Genomic DNA, 17,754 nt, shown 5'->3' with positions numbered 1-17,754 from the left:
CGATCATGAAAACCAATCTGAGTAAAAAGCAAACCATTTCCATCGCTGTCATTGTTGCCATCGGCGCCTTATTGGGCGGCCTGATCCTGGGCATGGAAAAATCCAAACCCGCAGGCGATGCGCATGAACATGGACACGCACATGAAGAAAAACATGCGGACCATCTCGATGAAAAAGACGGCGACAAGCACGGCCATAAGGATGAGCATGGGCACGATGGACACGATGATCGCCATGACAAAGAAAGTGCCAAGGGGCCGCATGGCGGCAGGATGCTCGAAGAAGACGATTTCGGAGTGGAAGTCCTGCTCACGGAAGAAGGCGGCGAACCGCGTTTCCGCGTCTATCTGTTCAAAGAGGACAAGCCCTTGCCCAGCAACGCCGCCAAGGTTTCCATCACATTGACACGCCCTGATGGCGAGAAGCAGGAAATCTCCTTTATCCCGGAAAAGGATTATTTGAAGAGCAAGGAGATCGTGGCAGAGCCTCACGTGTTTGAGGCAACGGTAGCGGCCCAAACCAGCAAAGAGCCATATCTGTTCACGTTTGCAGAACAGGAAGGGAAGATCGAACTGGCGGACGCACAGGTCAAAGCGGCCGGCGTCACGGTCCAGACCGCTGGGGCGGCGAAACTGAACAGCGCCGTCACCTTGCCCGGGGAGGTCCACTTTAACGAAGACCGGACTGCCCACGTCGTACCTCGGTTGGCCGGCGTGGTAGAAAAAGTCCACGCGAACCTGGGACAAAAGGTCAAAAAAGGCCAGGTACTGGCCGTCATTGCGAGCACTGGCTTGTCCGAGCAGCGCAGCGAGTCGCTCGCCGCGCAGAAGCGCCTGTCTCTGGCGAAGACCACCTACGAGCGCGAGAAAAAGCTATGGCAGGACAAGATCTCGGCTGAACAGGATTACCTGCAGGCCCGGCAGGCGATGCAGGAAGCGGAGATCGCGGTGCGCAATGCACAGCAAAAGCTGCGGGCATTAGGCGCCAATACCGGCACCTCGGGTTCGCTCACCAGCTACGAGGTGCGCGCGCCGTTCGATGGCACGGTGGTGGAAAAGCACCTATCCCTCGGCGAGGCCGTCAAGGAGGACGCCGATATCTTCACGATTTCCGATTTGTCGACGGTCTGGGCCGAAGTCGCGGTCCCTGCAAAGGACCTGAACGTCGTACGCGTCGGCGAGAAGGTTACGGTCAAGGCCACGGCATTCGACGCGAAAGCAACGGGAACGATCGCCTATGTCGGCTCATTGCTCGGCGAGCAGACACGTACCGCCAAGGCACGTGTCGTACTCGCCAATCCGCAGATGGCATGGCGCCCCGGTCTGTTCGTTAATGTGGAAATCGTCTCCAGCGAAGCGGATGTTCCCGTTGCTGTCTCGACCGAGGCAGTACACAACGTGAACGACAAGCCCACGATCTTTGTACGCGTGCCGGGAGGCTTTCTGCCGCAGCAGATCGCGCTGGGCCGCACCGATGGGAAACTGGTCGAAGTCGTCAAGGGGGTGAAGCCGGGCAGCCAGTATGCCGCGGCAGGCAGCTTCGTGATCAAGTCGGAACTGGGTAAAGCCAGTGCCGAACATACCCATTGATGCGGAAGGTAAATCACTATGTTTGAGCGCATCATACGTTTTGCCGTCGAACAGCGATGGCTGATACTTCTCGCGGTGCTCGGCATGGCAGCGGTCGGCGTGTTCAGCTATCAAAAGCTGCCGATCGATGCCGTACCGGATATCACCAATGTCCAGGTGCAGATCAATACCGCTGCCCCCGGTTACTCACCCCTGGAAACCGAGCAACGCATCACCTTCCCGCTCGAAACGGCCATGTCCGGTTTGCCCAATCTGGAGCAAACCCGGTCCCTGTCGCGCTACGGCCTGTCCCAGATCACCGTGATCTTCAAGGATGGCACCGATATTTATTTCGCGCGACAGTTGGTCAATGAGCGCATCCAGGAAGCCAAGGAGCGCTTGCCAGCCGGCGTGACGCCAGCCATGGGACCGATCTCGACCGGCCTGGGCGAAATCTACCTGTGGACAGTGGAAGCCAAAGAAGGTGCGAAGAAGCCGGACGGCTCGCCTTACACGCCGACCGACCTGCGCGAAATCCAGGACTGGATCATCAAGCCGCAACTGCGCAATGTGCCGGGCGTCACCGAGATCAACTCAATCGGCGGCTTTGCCAAGGAATATCAGGTCGCACCGATTCCGGAAAAGCTCGCCTCCTACGGCCTGACTTTGCAGGATATTGTGACGGCGCTGGATCGTAACAACAGCAACACCGGTGCCGGCTATATCGAGAAACGCGGCGAGCAGTTGCTGATCCGCGCACCCGGCCAAGTGCAGTCGATCGACGACATCCGCAACATTATTCTCGGCAATGTCCGAGGCGTACCGATCCGGATACGCGATGTCGGCGAAGTCGATATCGGCCGCGAACTGCGCACCGGCGCCGCCACCGAAAACGGGCGCGAAGTCGTGCTGGGCACGGTATTCATGCTGATCGGCCAGAACAGCCGCACCGTGTCGCAGGCGGTCGACAAGAAGATGGTGGAGATCAACCGCACGTTACCGGAAGGCGTACAGGCGGTGACCGTGTATGACCGCACGTCGCTGGTCGATAAAGCCATTGATACGGTAAAGAAGAACCTGCTGGAAGGCGCAGTGCTCGTCATCGTCATCCTGTTCCTCTTCCTGGGCAATATCCGTGCAGCCGTAATTACGGCCCTGGTTATCCCGCTGGCGATGCTCTTCACTTTCACCGGCATGGTGAGCTACAAGGTCAGCGCCAACCTGATGAGCCTGGGTGCGCTCGACTTCGGCATCATCATCGATGGCGCGGTCGTTATTGTGGAGAATTGCGTGCGACGGTTGGCCCATGCACAGGCACATCATCGCAGACCCTTGACGCTCACGGAGCGCTTCCATGAAGTGTTCGCCGCATCCAGGGAAGCCAGGCGGCCCCTGTTGTACGGGCAGTTGATCATCATGGTGGTGTACCTGCCGATCTTTGCGCTGACAGGCGTCGAAGGCCGCATGTTCCATCCGATGGCCTTCACGGTGGTAACGGCGCTATTGGGGGCGATGATCCTGTCCGTCACCTTTATCCCGGCGGCGGTGGCGCTTTTCATCGGCAACAAGGTCGCCGAAGCCGAAAACGCCCTGATGCAAAGTGCCAAGCGTTTTTATGCGCCAGTGCTGGATAAGGTGATGCTGAATAAGCCGGTAGTGCTGACCTTTGCCGCGGTCACGATCATCCTGTCCGCCCTGCTCGCCACCCGCATGGGCAGCGAGTTTGTGCCCAGCCTGAATGAAGGCGATTTTGCGATCCAGGCATTGCGCATTCCCGGCACCAGCCTGTCGCAATCGGTCGCCATGCAGCAGCAACTGGAGCGTACGCTGAAAGAGACGCATCCGGAAATCGACCGGGTATTTGCGCGCACCGGCACGGCCGAAATCGCTTCCGACCCGATGCCGCCGAATATTTCGGATGGCTACATCATGTTGAAACCGCATGACCAGTGGCCGGAACCGCGCAAAACCCGCGACGAACTGCTGGCGGCGGTACAGGAGACCGTTTCCAGGCTTCCGGGCAACAACTACGAATTTTCGCAGCCGATCCAGTTGCGATTCAACGAGTTGATTTCGGGTGTGCGCAGCGACGTGGCGGTGAAGCTGTTCGGTGACGACATGGAAGTGCTCAACGACACTGCTGCCAAGATCTCCGCTGTATTGGGCAAGGTCCCGGGCGCTGCGGAAGTCAAGGTCGAGCAAACCACGGGGTTGCCGATGTTGACGGTTCATATCGATCGCGACAAAACCTCCCGCTATGGCTTGAACGTCGCCGATGTGCAGGATGCCGTTGCGATTGCCGTGGGCGGGAAAGAAGCCGGCACCCTGTTCCAGGGCGACCGCCGTTTCGACATCATCGTTCGACTGCCCGATAGCCTGCGCAACGACCTGGAAGCCGTGAAGCGTCTGCCGCTGTCGCTGCCGCACGGACAAAACAACGATGGCCGGGCAACGTATATCCCGCTCGGTGAAGTGGCCAGTCTGGAACTCGCGCCCGGTCCGAATCAAATCAGCCGCGAAGATGGCAAGCGCCGTATCGTCATCAGCGCCAATGTCCGCGGACGCGATATCGGCTCCTTCGCAGCGGAAGCGGAACAGCAAATCCGGCAACTGGTAAAGATCCCGGCCGGTTACTGGACGACCTGGGGTGGTCAGTTCGAGCAACTGCAGTCGGCCACACAACGCCTGCAGATTGTGGTGCCGCTCGCGCTGCTGCTGGTCTTTACGTTGTTGTTCACGATGTTCGGGAATATCAAGGATGGTTTGCTGGTGTTTAGTGGCATTCCGTTTGCACTGACCGGCGGCATCGTTGCGCTCTGGTTGCGCGGTATCCCGCTGTCGATTTCCGCGGCGGTGGGTTTCATTGCGCTGTCCGGCGTTGCAGTGCTCAACGGCCTTGTGATGATTTCATTCATCCGTAACCTGCGTGAAGAAGGACGAACGCTGGACGCAGCCATTCGCGAAGGCGCATTGACCCGTCTGCGCCCGGTATTGATGACGGCCCTGGTCGCATCGTTGGGCTTCGTGCCGATGGCACTCGCCACCGGCACTGGCGCCGAAGTGCAGCGGCCGCTGGCAACCGTCGTCATCGGCGGCATTCTGTCGTCGACGGTCCTGACATTGCTGGTCCTGCCGATCTTGTATCGGCTTGCACATCGCCGCGACGAGGATTCCGATACGGCTCTGGGCAACGCCACAATGCCACCCGTTTTACAACGCAATGCCGTGCCCCATTCTGAAACTTCGTCGCTCCATTAACCTTCGAAAGGACATATCGATGAGCTTTACCAAAAAACTGCTGCTGACCGCTGCGACGGCGCTACTCCTGACCATGAATGCCGTCTATGCGCATGAAGCCAAACCGATGCATGGCGGCATCGTCACTGAAGTGAGCGAGGTTCAGTACGAACTGGTGGCAAAGCCGGATGTAATTACCTTGTATGTACGGGACGAGGACAAGCCGGTCGATGTGGCGGGAGGCTCTGCCACAGTGACTCTGCTGACCGGCAGCGAAAAGACGGATGTCAAACTCGTCCCGGCAGGCGGCAACAAGCTGGAAGCAAAAGGCAATTTCAAGCTCTCTCCCGGCACGAAGGTCGCGGCAAGCGTGACGGCCGCGGGAAAAACTCTGCAGAATGTAAAGTTCAAGCTGAAGTAACGAGATGGCCGCGCAACACGGCCATCATTTCCCGCTTGTCAGCCCCGTAGCGGCCCGCTATGGGGCGTCGCTGCGAACATATGTGACAACTTGCCACAGTACTGTTCGTTCATAAAAGCTGCGGCGAAAGCCATGCCGCCGGATGACGGCATCCACAGCCTTGCTTGAGTGTATATAGGTGCGGAAAGCACCGCCACGCAGACGGAGAAATACGTTCACCAGCCCGGCTCCTATCTTGGTGATCCACCGCTCGCGCGGATACACTAGCGCGTAGACATGCTTTGCTTTGGCTATCGACGCGTCAACGAGCGTTTCCATATCCGGATAGCAGCAAATCACGCGGTCGAGAGTGACAATGTCCGCTGGTGCCAATTCACTGGCCAATTCGACGAAATCTCCATGGTGGCAGATTAGACGCTTACGATGTCCACGGCGGTTCGCTTCCTCCTCGGCAACATGGAGGTATGCGACAGATGCCTCGACAAGGACCGCACTGGTCAGCCCAGACGCCAGAAGTTCATGTGGAATTGCGCCTATTCCGCCACCGATGTCGAGAAGCGTCTTGGCATGAGTTCCTGGCGGACCGATCACTCGAAGCAACAGTCGAGTCGAGAAGCGTGGCCCGTACTTGCGGTAGCGAAGAAGGTCGCGCTGCGCTATTCGCTGTGTGAAAAGGCTTTCCGCATCGACGCAATGACTACAACAACTCATTGGTTCAATCCTCCAGCGGCCACTCTCGAATTGGCATTGACTTGCCCCCATATTTACTTTGGCCAGATAGCAGCTCAACGATGCCACGGCGATCAAAAACAACAACCCGAGCAAGGGATACACGTGTGTTGTCACCCCGCAGCTACTTGGGAGATCCAACATTCTGCTTCTCGACTTCGATGGGATCTTGTTGCCCAGTGGCTGTCGGACAAGCACCCGCCCGTTCATGTTTTAGCCGCAGATCAATGCCCTTCCGCATAGAGCTTGAAGTTCCGCAGTCATTGCTCTAATTAGTAATCATCAATACCTCAGTGTAAATCGCAGACGCTGATGTGATCCACCGCGCTTCTTGGCTTTCCTAATCTCAGTTTCGGCAATTTGACGCTGTCCTTATAGCAGCCTACTTTCAACGTTGGACCATAAGCGAACGCTTTCCCTCACATTGATGGCGGAGGAGACCATGACATTAAGCCGAAGAGATTTTCTGAAAGTTACTGGCAGCGCCGCCGCAGGCGTTGGCATTACGGTCGGAAAAGCGACCCACGCTGAGGCACCACCGGCCGATGTCGGACGTGCCACCCTACCCTATGTGCCAAAGGTGATCGGACGTGCCGGACAAATGAAAAATAATGTCCCAGTCGCCTTCACGTTTCCCGATCCCTCATCCCCATGCGCAGTTCTCAAGATGGGTACACCGGTACCGGGCGGTGTCGGCCCCAATCAGGACATCGTCGCCTACAGCACGCAGTGCACGCATATGGGCTGCCCGGTGTCGTATGACCCTGCGGCGAAGACCTTTAAGTGCCCCTGCCATTTCAGCACTTTTGATCCCGAGAGATCCGGTCAGATGGTCTCCGGACAAGCCACGGAAAACCTGCCAGCCATCGTACTTGAATATAACGCCAAGGACGACACGGTAAGGGCAGTCGGTGTGGAAGGACTGATCTACGGACGCCAGTCCAACCTACTTTGAATGGAGGCGCACCATGAGTACCAGCAAAGACCGTGTCGCCCTGCCCCCAGTGGGGGCCCAAAAGACCAATATGACATGCCACTTCTGCATCGTGGGATGCGGCTATCACGTGTACAAATGGCCAGAAAACATGGAAGGAGGACGCGCCCCCGAGCAAAACGCGCTCGGGCTGGAGTTTCGCAAGCAACTCCCGCCACTGTCCATCGTGATGACGCCGGCTATGCAAAACACGGTTACCGACAAGGATGGCAAGCGCTCCAACATCATGATCGTGCCTGATAAGCAGTGTGTGGTGAATCAGGGGTTGTCGTCCACGCGCGGCGGACAAATGGCCAAGGTAATGTATAACCCCTCCGGCGTCGGAAAGGAACGGCTGCGCAGCCCGCGCGTTTATGTGGCCGACCAGTGGGTCGATACCAGTTGGGAGGACGCGCTCGCGTTGTATGCTGGACTGACAAAGAAAATTCTCGACAACGACGGACCGGCAGCACTGGCCTTCGATTGCTTCGATCACGGCGGCGCCGGCGGCGGATTCGAAAACACGTGGGCGACCGGCAAACTGATGTTCGATGCCCTCAAGACTCCGCTGGTACGGATCCATAACCGGCCTGCATACAACTCCGAATGCCATGCCACGCGTGACATGGGCATCAGCGAACTCAACAACAGTTACGAAGACGCCGAACTGGCCGACGTGATGATGGCGATCGGGTGTAATTCCTATGAAACGCAGACCAACTATTTCCTGGCGCACTGGATACCCAACCTGCAGGGAAAAACGATTGATAAAAAGAAACAGCGGTTTCCCGGTGAGAGCGTCGGTGCCGCAAAGATAATTTTTGTTGACCCTCGCCGTACTGACACCATGACCGTCTCAGAACAGGCGGCTGGCAAAGCCAATGTGCTGCACCTGGACATCGAGCCCGGTACCGATATCGCATTGTTCAACGGCCTGATGACGTATGTGGTGGATCAGGGGTGGCACGATAAGGAGTTCATCGCTGCCTATACCAAGGGGTTTGAGGCGGCGATAAAGACCAACCGCATGTCGCTAGAGGATACCAGCCGCATTACCGGTATCCCGGTGGACAAACTGAAGCAGGCGGCAGAGTGGGCGTACAAGCCCAAGCCTTCCGGGCATCGACCGCATACGATGCATGCCTATGAAAAGGGCATCATCTGGGGAAACGACAATTACGTGATCCAATCGGCATTGGTCGATCTGGTGCTGGCCACGCACAACGTCGGGCGCCGTGGCACCGGCGTCGTCCGCATGGGCGGACACCAGGAAGGTTATACCCGTCCCCACTATCCGGGTGAAGGCAAGACCTTTGTCGACCAAGAAATCATCAACGGCAAAGGCATGATGTACACCGCGTGGGGTGCCAATCCATTCCAGACCACGCTCAATGCACAACAGCATCGCGCGGTGATCCTGCGGCGCGCCAGCATCGTCAAGGATGCGATCGCAAAGACGCGCGGCGGCTCGACACCGCAAATGGTGGATGCGATATATGACGCGGTGAAAAACAAAGGCGGGCTGTTTCTCGTCAATATCAATCTCTATCCGACCACGCTCGCAGAGGCGGCGCACCTGATGCTGCCCGCAGCGCATCCGGGCGAGATGAATCTGACGTCGATGAATGGCGAACGCCGCATGCGCTTGTCTGAAAAATTCATGGACCCACCTGGATCGGCCAAGCCCGATTGCCTGATTGCTGCCGACATTGCCAATACGTTGAAGCGGATGTACCAGGTCGAAGGGAAGCAGAACATGGTGGCACGGTTCGCCGGCTTCGACTGGAAGACTGAAGAAGACGCCTTCAATGACGGCTTTCGGCGCGTGGGACAACCCGGCGTCGAACCGATCGACAGCCAAGGTGATAAAACCGGCCATCTCGTCACCTATGCAAGGTTGCGTGCGATGGGCAACAACGGCGTGCAGCTGCCGGCAAAGGACTACAAGGATGGCAAGTTGTTAGGCACGGAAATGCTATACATGGACAACAAATTCGACACCAAGGATGGCAAGGCGGAATTCAAGCCGGCCACTTGGGCGGGGCTGCCGAAACCCGTGGCGGACCAGAAGGCAAAGTACCGATTCTGGATAAACAATGGCCGGATCAACGAAGTATGGCAGACCATGTATCACGACCAGTACAACGAGTTTGTCCGCGGGCGCGTTCCAATGGCGTACCTTGAGATGAACCCCGAAGATGCGCGCGCGTTGAATGTTGCGTCTGGCGACGTCGTGGAGGTATTTAACGATTATGGGTCAACCTACGCCTTGGCATACCTGGAGCCGCAAATCAAGCGCAACCAGACGTTCATGCAGTTCGGGCACTATAACGGGGTCATGGGCAACGTGACCACGTCCTGGGTGGACCGCAACGTGGTGCCCTATTACAAGGGAACCTGGGCCAACATTCGTCGGATCGGCCCCGTGCAAGACTTCAGGGAGACGGTTAGTTTCAAGAGCAGACGGTTTCTATCGACATAATCGACATCGGGGGGGCGCTGACTGGCGCAAGCCATACCTGCCCCCTCCACCAGCCCTATATGTTCTGATTGGCCGCGCCGGCGACGCAACTACCGCGTCAACGTCGGTCTGGGCTTCTGAGGTGATGCGGGCAAGTTCGCTTCAGCCTCCATCGTTTTCAACAATTCGTAATACGCTTTATCGTCGGCCGCCTTGGTCTCTTGCGGCAAGGATGGCCATACCGATGAAGGAGGTTCGTTGAGCGATCGCGCGATAGCGCAGCGCACCTGGCGAGTTCCTCGACCTGAGAATGCGCTCGACAGCATCACCGGTGCGTCGGGCGCGATCAATCCAATGCAAGCCGCCAGCTGCCTATTGGACAAGTTGCCGAATTTTTCGATGAGGCGGTATTTCACCGGTCCGTATTTCCTCATCATTGCCGGACGCATTGCTCGTGCGGATGAAACCGGCGTGGTTGGCGCGGGAATCGGCTTTCCTGTATTGACTGCGTTAAAGATCCATTCCTCGATCGCCTGTTCGGCACGCTGGAGTGCTTCGGCATAGCTTTGCCCTTTTCCACGACAGCCCGCCAGCTCCGGCACGTTGGCGACATAGATAACGCCATCGTGATAGAGATGAATGTGGTAGCGCGGCTGCATCGCAGGAGTTAGACAATTTCATCGAGGAGAGGGGCGGCACGGTCCCCTTTAGCAACACAGGTCCGTGAAAATTTCACGGCAAAGGTGCTTCCCTGATCAGGTACCGAGTGAACCGCCAACACGGCGTCATGGCGCAATAAGACATGCTTAACAATGGCCAAACCCAGCCCTGTGCCCTTCGTTTCCCGGGAACGGCTCTTGTCGACACGATAGAAGCGCTCGGTCAGACGGGAAATGTGTTCGGGCCGAATGCCTATCCCATTGTCTTGAACAGAGAACTGCGGTCCTTTTTCCGTGTCTTTCCAAATCAGTTGAATGACGCCGCCTGCAGCCGTGTACCGTACAGCGTTAGAAACAAGGTTACTGAATGCACTGTGTAATTCGTCCCGACTTCCCTGGATATCCGGCCCGTCGAACGTCAGACCGATCTCATGTCTGCCGGCGGATAGTGCGTGCGCTTCCTGCAATACCTGGTCAAGCAGACTCCACATATTGACCGGCTCACGTCGGACTGGATAATCGATCGACTCGAGCCGCGTCAAGGCCAGCATATCGTCAATCAGATTCTGCATGCGCAGGCCTTGCTCCCGCATCAGCTTGAGATGATCGAGCCTTGTCTGTGCTGCGAGATTGGGCTGGTTCGCCGCGATTTCGAGAAAGCCGTTAATAACGGTCAGCGGTGTGCGCAGCTCGTGCGATGCATTCGCGACAAAATCACGCCGCATCATCTCGATCCGTTCCGCATCGGTCACATCGTGGGTGACGAGAATCTGGCGGCGATTTTCAAACGGAATGATTTGCACGATCAACTTGCGCTCGCGCAGAGAAAGCGTCAGCGGCTGCTCATAGCGCCCGAGGATGATGTAATCCATGAACTCCGGGCTGCGGATCAGATTGGTTACGCGCATGCCCTTGTCACGATCGAGCTGCAGGCCGAGATGTTTTTCCGCCGCCGGATTGCACCACTCCAGGAACAGCACGTCGTCCATGATGACCACGCCATCCGGCAACAGACTCATCGCCTGCCGAAAGCGCGCCAGCCACTCGGTCAGTTCGGCCTGGTTTTTTTCGTCGTCGCGGCGCAGTTTATAAAGGCGGGAAAAGATATCGGTCCAGGCGCCCCACCCGTCCGGCAGCCTGGCGCTGGCCGGATGATCCAGCCAGTCGGCAAGGCGATACAGGTAATGCAGTTGCATAACCAACGCAATGCCCATGCCGATCAATCCCGTCGCAAGGCCTGCGATTGAGCCAAAAAAGTACCAGACAATTCCGGCGCCGATCAACAGCAGCGACAGACGCAAGCCGGCCGGAACCCAGAATAGCAACTGTGGATTCATGAATGAAATTATTTCTCGGACAACATGTATCCTACACTACGGACGGTCTTGATCAGAGTCTCTGCTTCCTTGAGCGCCTTGCGCAGTCGCAGCACATGTACGTCCACCGTACGCTCTTCAATCGCCACGTGATCGCCCCACACCTTGTCCAGCAGCTGGCTGCGCGAAAACACTCGCTCCGGATGCGCGAGGAAGAACTTCAGCAGCTTGAATTCAGCATGGCCGATATCGATCTTCTGGCCATGCAACATGACCGTGCAGCTGGCCGGATCCAGCGCGACTGCACCGACGGTCATCAGGCTCTGCGCATGCTCCGGGCTCTTACGGCGGAGCAGCGCCTTGATGCGCGCAGTCAATTCGCGCGGCGAAAAAGGCTTGGTGATGTAATCGTCGGCGCCGTTATCGAGGCCGGCGATCTTGTCCTCCTCCATGCTTTTCGCCGTCAGCATGATGACCGGCAGTTCCTGCATCTGACGATCGGCGCGAATGCGCGACAGCAGGCGCAGGCCGCTCTGGTCCGGCAGCATCCAGTCGAGCAGAATCAGTTGTGGCGAGCGGCGCTGGATGAACTCCCATGCCTCGCCAGCGCTGCCGACGGTAAACGTATTCCAGCCCGCTTCCTGCAGCGAAAAGGTCACCAGTTCGGCAATCGACGGTTCGTCCTCAACGACCAGGATCGTAGTTTTGTCGACTGCCATGATCACACCGAACTATCCAGCTTGGTGTACACGTAATCGGTGTGGCGAATGTCCTTGCCTTCGACGACGTAAATCACATATTCGGCAATGTTCTTCGCATGGTCGCCGATGCGTTCGATCGCCTTGGCCACCCACAGCGTATCGAGTGCAACCGAAATCGTACGTGGATCTTCCATCATGAAGGTGATCATCGTGCGTAGGATGGCGCCGAATTCGTGGTCGATGGTAACGTCCTGCGCAATGATCTTGGCTGCCTGCTTTTCATCCAGCCGGGCAAAAGCATCCAGTGCATCATGGAGCAGATTGGCGGTATTGGCCGCCATCACGCGGATCGACTCGTAGTGATTGAGCACGCCGACAGTGCCGCGCTCCTGCAGATTCTTGCCAGTCCGAGCAATCTTCGTCGCTTCGTCACCGACGCGTTCCAGATCAGTAATCACCTTCAGCGTTGCTATTACCGTACGCAGGTCATTCGCCGCCGGCTGACGCTTCACGATCAGGTGGCTGCACGCATCGTCCAGCGTGACTTCCAGACGGTTGACGTTCTCATCCGACCTGATAACCTGTTCCGCCTGCTCGATATTCCCAGTGCGAAAGCTCGCGATCGCGTCATTGAACTGACTCTCCACCAATCCGCCCATCAGTAACACTTTGGAGCGGATCGTTTCGAGATCCATATCGTATTGCTTTGAAGAGTGGTCACCTGGCATGCAAGGGCTCCTTGTATTCAGTAGTAGACGGCCGTATCGTGGAAACTATCCAAAACGGCCGGTAATGTAGTCCTGCGTTTCCTTCTTTACGGGATTCATGAAAATCTGATCGGTCTCGCCAAACTCCACGAGCTCGCCCAGGTACATATACGCCGTATAGTCGGAACAACGCGCTGCCTGTTGCATGTTATGGGTCACGATGGTGATCGTGTAATCCTCTTTCAGTTCACTGATCAGTTCTTCGATCTTGGCGGTCGAAATCGGATCGAGCGCCGAGGTCGGCTCGTCCAGCAGCAGAACGTCCGGTTTGACTGCAATGCCGCGCGCGATACACAGGCGCTGCTGCTGACCACCGGACAGCGACAAGCCGCTCTTGTTGAGCTTGTCCTTCACTTCGCTCCATAGGGCTGCCTTCTTCAGCGCACCTTCGACACGTTCATCCATTTCACCCTTGGACAGGTTTTCATACAGACGCACGCCAAACGCGATGTTGTCATACACCGACATCGGGAACGGGGTCGGCTTCTGGAACACCATGCCGACTTTGGCACGCAGCATATTCAAGTCCTGACCCGGATCGAGAATATTGTGGCCGTGGTACATGATCCGGCCTTCGGCACGCTGGCCGGGATACAGGTCGTACATACGGTTGAGCGTGCGCAGCAGGGTCGACTTGCCGCAGCCGGACGGACCGATGAAGGCCGTCACCTTTTTCTCATGGATATTCAGGTTGATGTTCTTTAATCCCTGAAAACTTCCGTAGAAAAAATTCAGGTTTGAGATTTGCAGCGTGGTCTTCTCGGCCTTCTGCATGGGTTGGATGCCTCGATCATTCATATTACTTCGGAACCTTCTGGCTAAATAGTGTGCGTGACAGAATATTCAGACCCAGCACGCTGAAGGTGATCAGCAGCGCACCGCCCCATGCCAGTTCCCGCCAATTGTCGTACGGGCTCATCGCAAATTGGAATATCACGACCGGCAGGTTCGCAAGCGGCGCGTTCATGTCGGAGCTAAAAAACTGGTTGTTCAAAGCAGTAAACAGCAGCGGTGCCGTTTCACCGGAAATGCGTGCGATTGCGAGCAGCACGCCGGTCACGACACCCGCCTTGACCGCACGCAGGCGCACCATCATCGCCACCTTCCAGCGCGGCGCGCCAAGCGAGAACGCCGCTTCCAGCAACCCGCTCGGCACGAGTTTGAGCATGTTGTCGGTAGTGCGGACAACGACTGGAATTGCAATCAACGAAATCGCGAAGGTGCCGGCCCAGCCCGAGAAATGCTTCACGTTCGCGACATAGATTGCATAGACGAACAAGCCGATCACAATCGACGGCGCCGACAGCATGATATCGGTAACGAAGCGTGTAACCTGTGCCAGCCAGCTCTCCTCGCCATATTCGGCAAGATAGATGCCGGCCAAAATGCCAATCGGCGTACTGATCGCCGTTGCCGCCCCCACCATCATCAGGCTGCCGACAATGGCGTTCACCAGGCCGCCGCCGTCACTGCCCGGTGCGGGCGTGGTTTCAGTGAACATCACCCAGCTCAGGGCGCCAAAGCCCTTGATCAGCAGGGTAAACAAGATCCACATGAGGAAGAACAGGCCGGTGGCCATTGCGAGGATGGACAGACTAATGCCTAAGCGGTGCACCCACAGGCGCTTGCGATAAACAGGATTCACGACTTTTTTCCTTCCCGGCGAGCCAGGCTCAGCAACATCAGTTTTGCGCCAGACAATACGATGAAGGTAATAACAAAAAGAATCAGGCCGAGAGCAAACAGCGACGACATATGCAGCGTCGATTCCGCTTCCGCAAATTCGTTGGCCAGGGTCGACGCGATGCTATTCCCTGCCGAGAAAAGCGACCACGACAGCTTATGTGCATTGCCGATCACGAAAGTCACCGCCATGGTTTCGCCGAGCGCGCGACCGAGGCCGAGCATCACGCCGCCAACCACGCCGGTCTTGGTATATGGCAGCACGATCTTGCGCACCACTTCCCATTTGGTACAGCCTAGGCCGTAGGCCGATTCCTTCAGCACCGGCGGGACAATCTCGAACACGTCGCGCATGACGGATGAAATGAAGGGAATAATCATCACGGCCAAGATGAGTCCTGCCGCGAGAATACTGATACCCATGATCGGGCCGCCAAACAGATTGCCGAGTACCGGCAATTTACCCAATGTCTGATGCAACGCCGGCTGTACGTAATCAGCAAACAGCGGCGCGAAAATGAACAGTCCCCACATGCCATAGATAATGCTGGGCACGCCAGCCAGCAGTTCCACCGCGGTGCCAAGCGGCCGACGCAGCTTCGCTGGGCATATTTCGGTAAGAAACAGGGCGATGCCAAAACTGATCGGGAACGCGATCGCCAAGGCGATGGATGCGGTCACAACAGTGCCCACAATCGCGATCATTGCGCCGTATTGGTCGTTGACCGGATCCCACTCTACCGTCGTAATGAAGGCCGGTCCAAACTCCTTCAGCGCAGGTAAGGCGCCGATAATCAACGAGATGATGATCCCAACCAATACCAACAAGACGCTTAACGCGAAAATCAATGTCAGCTTATGGAAGATGAAATCTTGCAAACGCTGCTTGCGCATGATGGCGATCATCGCCTTGGCAGAGATATCGGATTCCATCGCCTTGCTTTCGGCAGTTGCAAGAGATGTCATCATGGGAGCTGATTTAGCATTCATAGAGCGGAAATTGCGATCGGGCATAACGCGCCGAGCGCCGCTGTCATCTGTGGATGGCATGTCGGAGCTCGGCAGCTAAGGAGAAACGAAGGTTTCCGTCAGCGTCGATTACCAGATTGATTTGCCGGCTGCGTCTTTCAGTTGTCCTTTCCACGCATCGGACACCGACTTGGTTACCGCGCCAGGCAGCGCCACGTACTCAAGTTCGGTCGCAAGATCGCCACCATTCTTGAATGCCCAGTCGAAGAACTTCAGGACTTCCTTGCCTTTGGCTGCGTCTGCCTGAACCTTGTGCATGATGACAAACACCGCGCCGGTGATCGGCCAGCTGCTCTTGCCAGCCTGTTCCGTCAAGACAATCGCGAAACCCGGGGTCTTCGACCATTCTGCACCGGCCGATGCCGCCTTGAAGCTCTCGTCGTCCGGCTGGACGAACTGGCCGTCCTTGTTCTTCACCTGGGTGTGGCTCATCTTGTTTTTCTTGGCATATGCGTATTCCACGTAGCCGATCGAATTCTTGATGCGTTGAACGTTAGCGGCGACGCCTTCGTTGCCCTTGCCACCCACGCCGACCGGCCACTTCACTGCAGTGTTTGCCCCTACCGTGGTCTTAAATTCAGGATTGACCTTGGACAGGTAGTCCGTCCACAGGAAAGTCGTACCGGAACCGTCCGCGCGGTGCACGACGGTGATGTCTTCTGCCGGCAGCTTGACACCCGGATTCAGGGACGCGATTTCCGGCGCATTCCACTTGGTAATCTTGCCGAGATAGATCTTGGCCAAGACATCACCGGTGAATTTCATTTGACCAGGCGTTACACCGTCGAGGTTAACAACCGGAACGACGCCACCAATTACTGTAGGAAATTGCATCAGGCCTTCGGCTTCCATTTCTTCGAACTTCAGAGGCATGTCGGACGCGCCGAAATCGACGGTTTTTGCCTTGATCTGCTTAATGCCGCCTCCGGAACCGATCGACTGATAGTTCAGGCTCGTGCCTGAGGACTTCTTGTACACTTCGGCCCATTTCGCAAACATCGGATAGGCAAAGGTAGAACCCGCTCCAGTAATCGTCGTATCGGCCGCGTGTGCACTCGACAAAGCGGCAGCAGCAAATGAAAGGACGCCAAGGGCTTTGATAAGTCGGTTGAAATACATATGTGCTCCCAGGTTAATTTAACAACGCGATGCATACCTTAGCGCCTCAATGTGACACCTATATGACAACGTGTCATAAATTTCATAAAAGCAAATTTCTTGCTTCCTTGTCATCTGGTTGGGATTAGTCCAGATAACCGCTGCCCCAAAGCGCGAAGAAGGCCAGCAGGGTCGCCATCCAGACATAGACAGTGACATTCTCGATCACCCGGCGCTTAACATAGTGATACTTCATGCGAGCTCCGCTTTTCCAAGCATTCAATATTTCCATAATTATGGAATAGCAGAACACATAATGCAACGATCTACCGATCAACGGCAGCAGGCGGCTGTCCGCACCTTTGTCGATTGCGGCTGAACGGCATCACGCCCGCATCCGGTATTGCCCTTGGCTTTCTCGCTGACGCCGAATACGCGCCCCCGAAGACAAAGCGGTTCCTGCGGCGCGTAAATTAACCGAATGATTTCCAAGCACGTGTATACCTGATGAACCAGTCGGACAGCACGACCATTTACCCGTTCTTTTAGAAAAGCCCATGCGTTCGGCGCCGCTTTTCAAAGAATGAAACCGGACACTTGAATTCACAGCCCGCGCCCATATTTCTACACTTGCAGTTTCTATTTACAAGGATCCGTGGCAATGCAGTCAAGCGAGAAAGTCGACATCTCACGCATACTAATTCATCCTTCGGATGGTTCTGCTTCGAGCGCCAGAGTGACATCGATCGAGGCTGCTAACTCGGTGCTACAAAACTGGGCACATGACGCTTCCGGCATGTGCCAGAATGAATGCGAAGTAGAGATCATTTTTGAAGACGGGTTACGCTACTCGGGACACTATCCGCTAACAAAGCACGAGAAGCGTGTATCACTGAGTCGCCATGTTCGTCGCCAGCTAACCGCATTGGCTAAAACCGCATGCATCAAGAGAGGTCAAGCACCGGCCAACGAGCCGATCCTCAGCCCGAATGAAGCAGATCCGGCAGAATGCGCCAAGACGGTACTTGAACATTACAACATTTAGCGGGCAGGTGTTATCGGGCCGGGCTTACTGAAAGTTTCCGTCGACTATTTGTTGCTAATACCGGTCT

At 56.5% G+C, this 17,754-nt stretch carries 15 protein-coding genes; 6 read left to right on the top strand and 9 right to left on the bottom strand.

Features of this window, described 5'->3' with window-relative positions; all coding sequences use genetic code 11:
- Nucleotides 1-5: 5 nt before the first annotated feature.
- Genes E6W33_RS07725 through E6W33_RS07715 form a run of 3 tightly spaced genes read left to right on the top strand, consistent with a single transcriptional unit; the run spans nucleotide 6 to nucleotide 5,226 of the window.
- Nucleotides 6-1,589, top strand: a complete 1,584-nt coding sequence (locus E6W33_RS07725; RefSeq protein WP_136416092.1) for an efflux RND transporter periplasmic adaptor subunit — start codon at nucleotides 6-8, stop codon at nucleotides 1,587-1,589.
- 18 nt (nucleotides 1,590-1,607) lie between these two features.
- Nucleotides 1,608-4,826 (top strand): CusA/CzcA family heavy metal efflux RND transporter, encoded by a 3,219-nt coding sequence (locus tag E6W33_RS07720; protein WP_136416090.1) that lies wholly within the window; start codon nucleotides 1,608-1,610, stop codon nucleotides 4,824-4,826.
- A 19-nt stretch (nucleotides 4,827-4,845) separates the two neighbouring features.
- Complete coding sequence (locus E6W33_RS07715; protein ID WP_136416087.1) at nucleotides 4,846-5,226, top strand: hypothetical protein; 381 nt, start codon at nucleotides 4,846-4,848, stop codon at nucleotides 5,224-5,226.
- Nucleotides 5,227-5,283: 57 nt separating this feature from the next.
- Here the strand turns inward: E6W33_RS07715 and E6W33_RS07710 are convergent, their stop codons facing one another.
- A complete protein-coding gene (locus tag E6W33_RS07710; RefSeq protein ID WP_136416085.1) occupies nucleotides 5,284-6,099 on the bottom strand; it encodes a methyltransferase domain-containing protein in 816 nt (271 codons plus the stop codon).
- Between the two features lie 283 nt (nucleotides 6,100-6,382).
- On the opposite strand from E6W33_RS07710, the gene E6W33_RS07705 reads away from it, so the two are divergent.
- On the top strand, nucleotides 6,383-6,910 hold the full coding sequence (locus E6W33_RS07705) for an arsenate reductase (azurin) small subunit (RefSeq protein ID WP_348983152.1): 528 nt from the start codon (nucleotides 6,383-6,385) through the stop codon (nucleotides 6,908-6,910).
- Between the two features lie 13 nt (nucleotides 6,911-6,923).
- Nucleotides 6,924-9,410, top strand: coding sequence for an arsenate reductase (azurin) large subunit (locus tag E6W33_RS07700; protein WP_136416081.1), 2,487 nt, complete (start codon nucleotides 6,924-6,926; stop codon nucleotides 9,408-9,410).
- An 89-nt stretch (nucleotides 9,411-9,499) separates the two neighbouring features.
- Here E6W33_RS07700 and E6W33_RS07695 read toward each other — a convergent pair whose 3' ends face one another.
- The 8 genes from E6W33_RS07695 to pstS all read right to left on the bottom strand — a co-directional run bounded on the left by E6W33_RS07695 (nucleotide 9,500) and on the right by pstS (nucleotide 16,663).
- Nucleotides 9,500-10,048, bottom strand: a complete 549-nt coding sequence (locus E6W33_RS07695) for a type II toxin-antitoxin system HicB family antitoxin (RefSeq protein ID WP_136416079.1) — start codon at nucleotides 10,046-10,048, stop codon at nucleotides 9,500-9,502.
- A gap of 8 nt (nucleotides 10,049-10,056) precedes the next feature.
- Complete coding sequence (gene phoR, locus E6W33_RS07690) at nucleotides 10,057-11,385, bottom strand: phosphate regulon sensor histidine kinase PhoR (protein WP_136416077.1); 1,329 nt, start codon at nucleotides 11,383-11,385, stop codon at nucleotides 10,057-10,059.
- A gap of 8 nt (nucleotides 11,386-11,393) precedes the next feature.
- Entirely contained in the window at nucleotides 11,394-12,083 is a 690-nt protein-coding gene (gene phoB, locus E6W33_RS07685) for a phosphate regulon transcriptional regulator PhoB (RefSeq protein ID WP_136416075.1), read from the bottom strand.
- A gap of 2 nt (nucleotides 12,084-12,085) precedes the next feature.
- Nucleotides 12,086-12,793: a phosphate signaling complex protein PhoU gene (gene phoU, locus E6W33_RS07680; RefSeq protein WP_136416073.1), complete on the bottom strand. Its 708-nt coding sequence runs from the start codon at nucleotides 12,791-12,793 to the stop codon at nucleotides 12,086-12,088.
- A gap of 45 nt (nucleotides 12,794-12,838) precedes the next feature.
- Nucleotides 12,839-13,606, bottom strand: coding sequence for a phosphate ABC transporter ATP-binding protein PstB (gene pstB, locus E6W33_RS07675; RefSeq protein ID WP_211097260.1), 768 nt, complete (start codon nucleotides 13,604-13,606; stop codon nucleotides 12,839-12,841).
- A 25-nt stretch (nucleotides 13,607-13,631) separates the two neighbouring features.
- Nucleotides 13,632-14,477, bottom strand: coding sequence for a phosphate ABC transporter permease PstA (gene pstA / locus E6W33_RS07670; RefSeq protein ID WP_247869567.1), 846 nt, complete (start codon nucleotides 14,475-14,477; stop codon nucleotides 13,632-13,634).
- Nucleotides 14,474-15,481, bottom strand: a complete 1,008-nt coding sequence (pstC, locus tag E6W33_RS07665; RefSeq protein WP_247869590.1) for a phosphate ABC transporter permease subunit PstC — start codon at nucleotides 15,479-15,481, stop codon at nucleotides 14,474-14,476. The genes pstA and pstC overlap by 4 nt, the downstream gene beginning before the upstream one ends.
- A gap of 132 nt (nucleotides 15,482-15,613) precedes the next feature.
- Nucleotides 15,614-16,663 carry a phosphate ABC transporter substrate-binding protein PstS gene (pstS, locus tag E6W33_RS07660; protein WP_136416066.1) on the bottom strand — a complete coding sequence of 350 codons (1,050 nt, stop codon included), beginning with the start codon at nucleotides 16,661-16,663 and terminating at the stop codon, nucleotides 15,614-15,616.
- A 640-nt stretch (nucleotides 16,664-17,303) separates the two neighbouring features.
- On the opposite strand from pstS, the gene E6W33_RS07655 reads away from it, so the two are divergent.
- A complete protein-coding gene (locus tag E6W33_RS07655) occupies nucleotides 17,304-17,687 on the top strand; it encodes a hypothetical protein (RefSeq protein ID WP_136416064.1) in 384 nt (127 codons plus the stop codon).
- Nucleotides 17,688-17,754 lie beyond the last annotated feature (67 nt).

It is taken from the genome of Herbaspirillum sp. ST 5-3 (assembly GCF_004804275.1).
In the GTDB taxonomy this organism is placed as follows: Bacteria; Pseudomonadota; Gammaproteobacteria; order Burkholderiales; family Burkholderiaceae_D; genus Noviherbaspirillum.
This window is presented reverse-complemented; position numbering and strand designations above follow the sequence as displayed.

Coding starts and splice junctions, on each gene's coding strand:
- pstC (WP_247869590.1), bottom strand. CDS start 15,481: ATGACATCTCTTGCAACTGCCGAAAGCAAGGCGATGGAATCCGATATC.
- E6W33_RS07705 (WP_348983152.1), top strand. CDS start 6,383: ATGGCGGAGGAGACCATGACATTAAGCCGAAGAGATTTTCTGAAAGTT.
- E6W33_RS07700 (WP_136416081.1), top strand. CDS start 6,924: ATGAGTACCAGCAAAGACCGTGTCGCCCTGCCCCCAGTGGGGGCCCAA.
- pstB (WP_211097260.1), bottom strand. CDS start 13,606: ATGCAGAAGGCCGAGAAGACCACGCTGCAAATCTCAAACCTGAATTTT.
- E6W33_RS07695 (WP_136416079.1), bottom strand. CDS start 10,048: ATGCAGCCGCGCTACCACATTCATCTCTATCACGATGGCGTTATCTAT.
- E6W33_RS07725 (WP_136416092.1), top strand. CDS start 6: ATGAAAACCAATCTGAGTAAAAAGCAAACCATTTCCATCGCTGTCATT.
- pstS (WP_136416066.1), bottom strand. CDS start 16,663: ATGTATTTCAACCGACTTATCAAAGCCCTTGGCGTCCTTTCATTTGCT.
- phoR (WP_136416077.1), bottom strand. CDS start 11,385: ATGAATCCACAGTTGCTATTCTGGGTTCCGGCCGGCTTGCGTCTGTCG.
- E6W33_RS07710 (WP_136416085.1), bottom strand. CDS start 6,099: ATGTTGGATCTCCCAAGTAGCTGCGGGGTGACAACACACGTGTATCCC.
- E6W33_RS07655 (WP_136416064.1), top strand. CDS start 17,304: ATGCAGTCAAGCGAGAAAGTCGACATCTCACGCATACTAATTCATCCT.
- E6W33_RS07715 (WP_136416087.1), top strand. CDS start 4,846: ATGAGCTTTACCAAAAAACTGCTGCTGACCGCTGCGACGGCGCTACTC.
- phoU (WP_136416073.1), bottom strand. CDS start 12,793: ATGCCAGGTGACCACTCTTCAAAGCAATACGATATGGATCTCGAAACG.
- phoB (WP_136416075.1), bottom strand. CDS start 12,083: ATGGCAGTCGACAAAACTACGATCCTGGTCGTTGAGGACGAACCGTCG.
- E6W33_RS07720 (WP_136416090.1), top strand. CDS start 1,608: ATGTTTGAGCGCATCATACGTTTTGCCGTCGAACAGCGATGGCTGATA.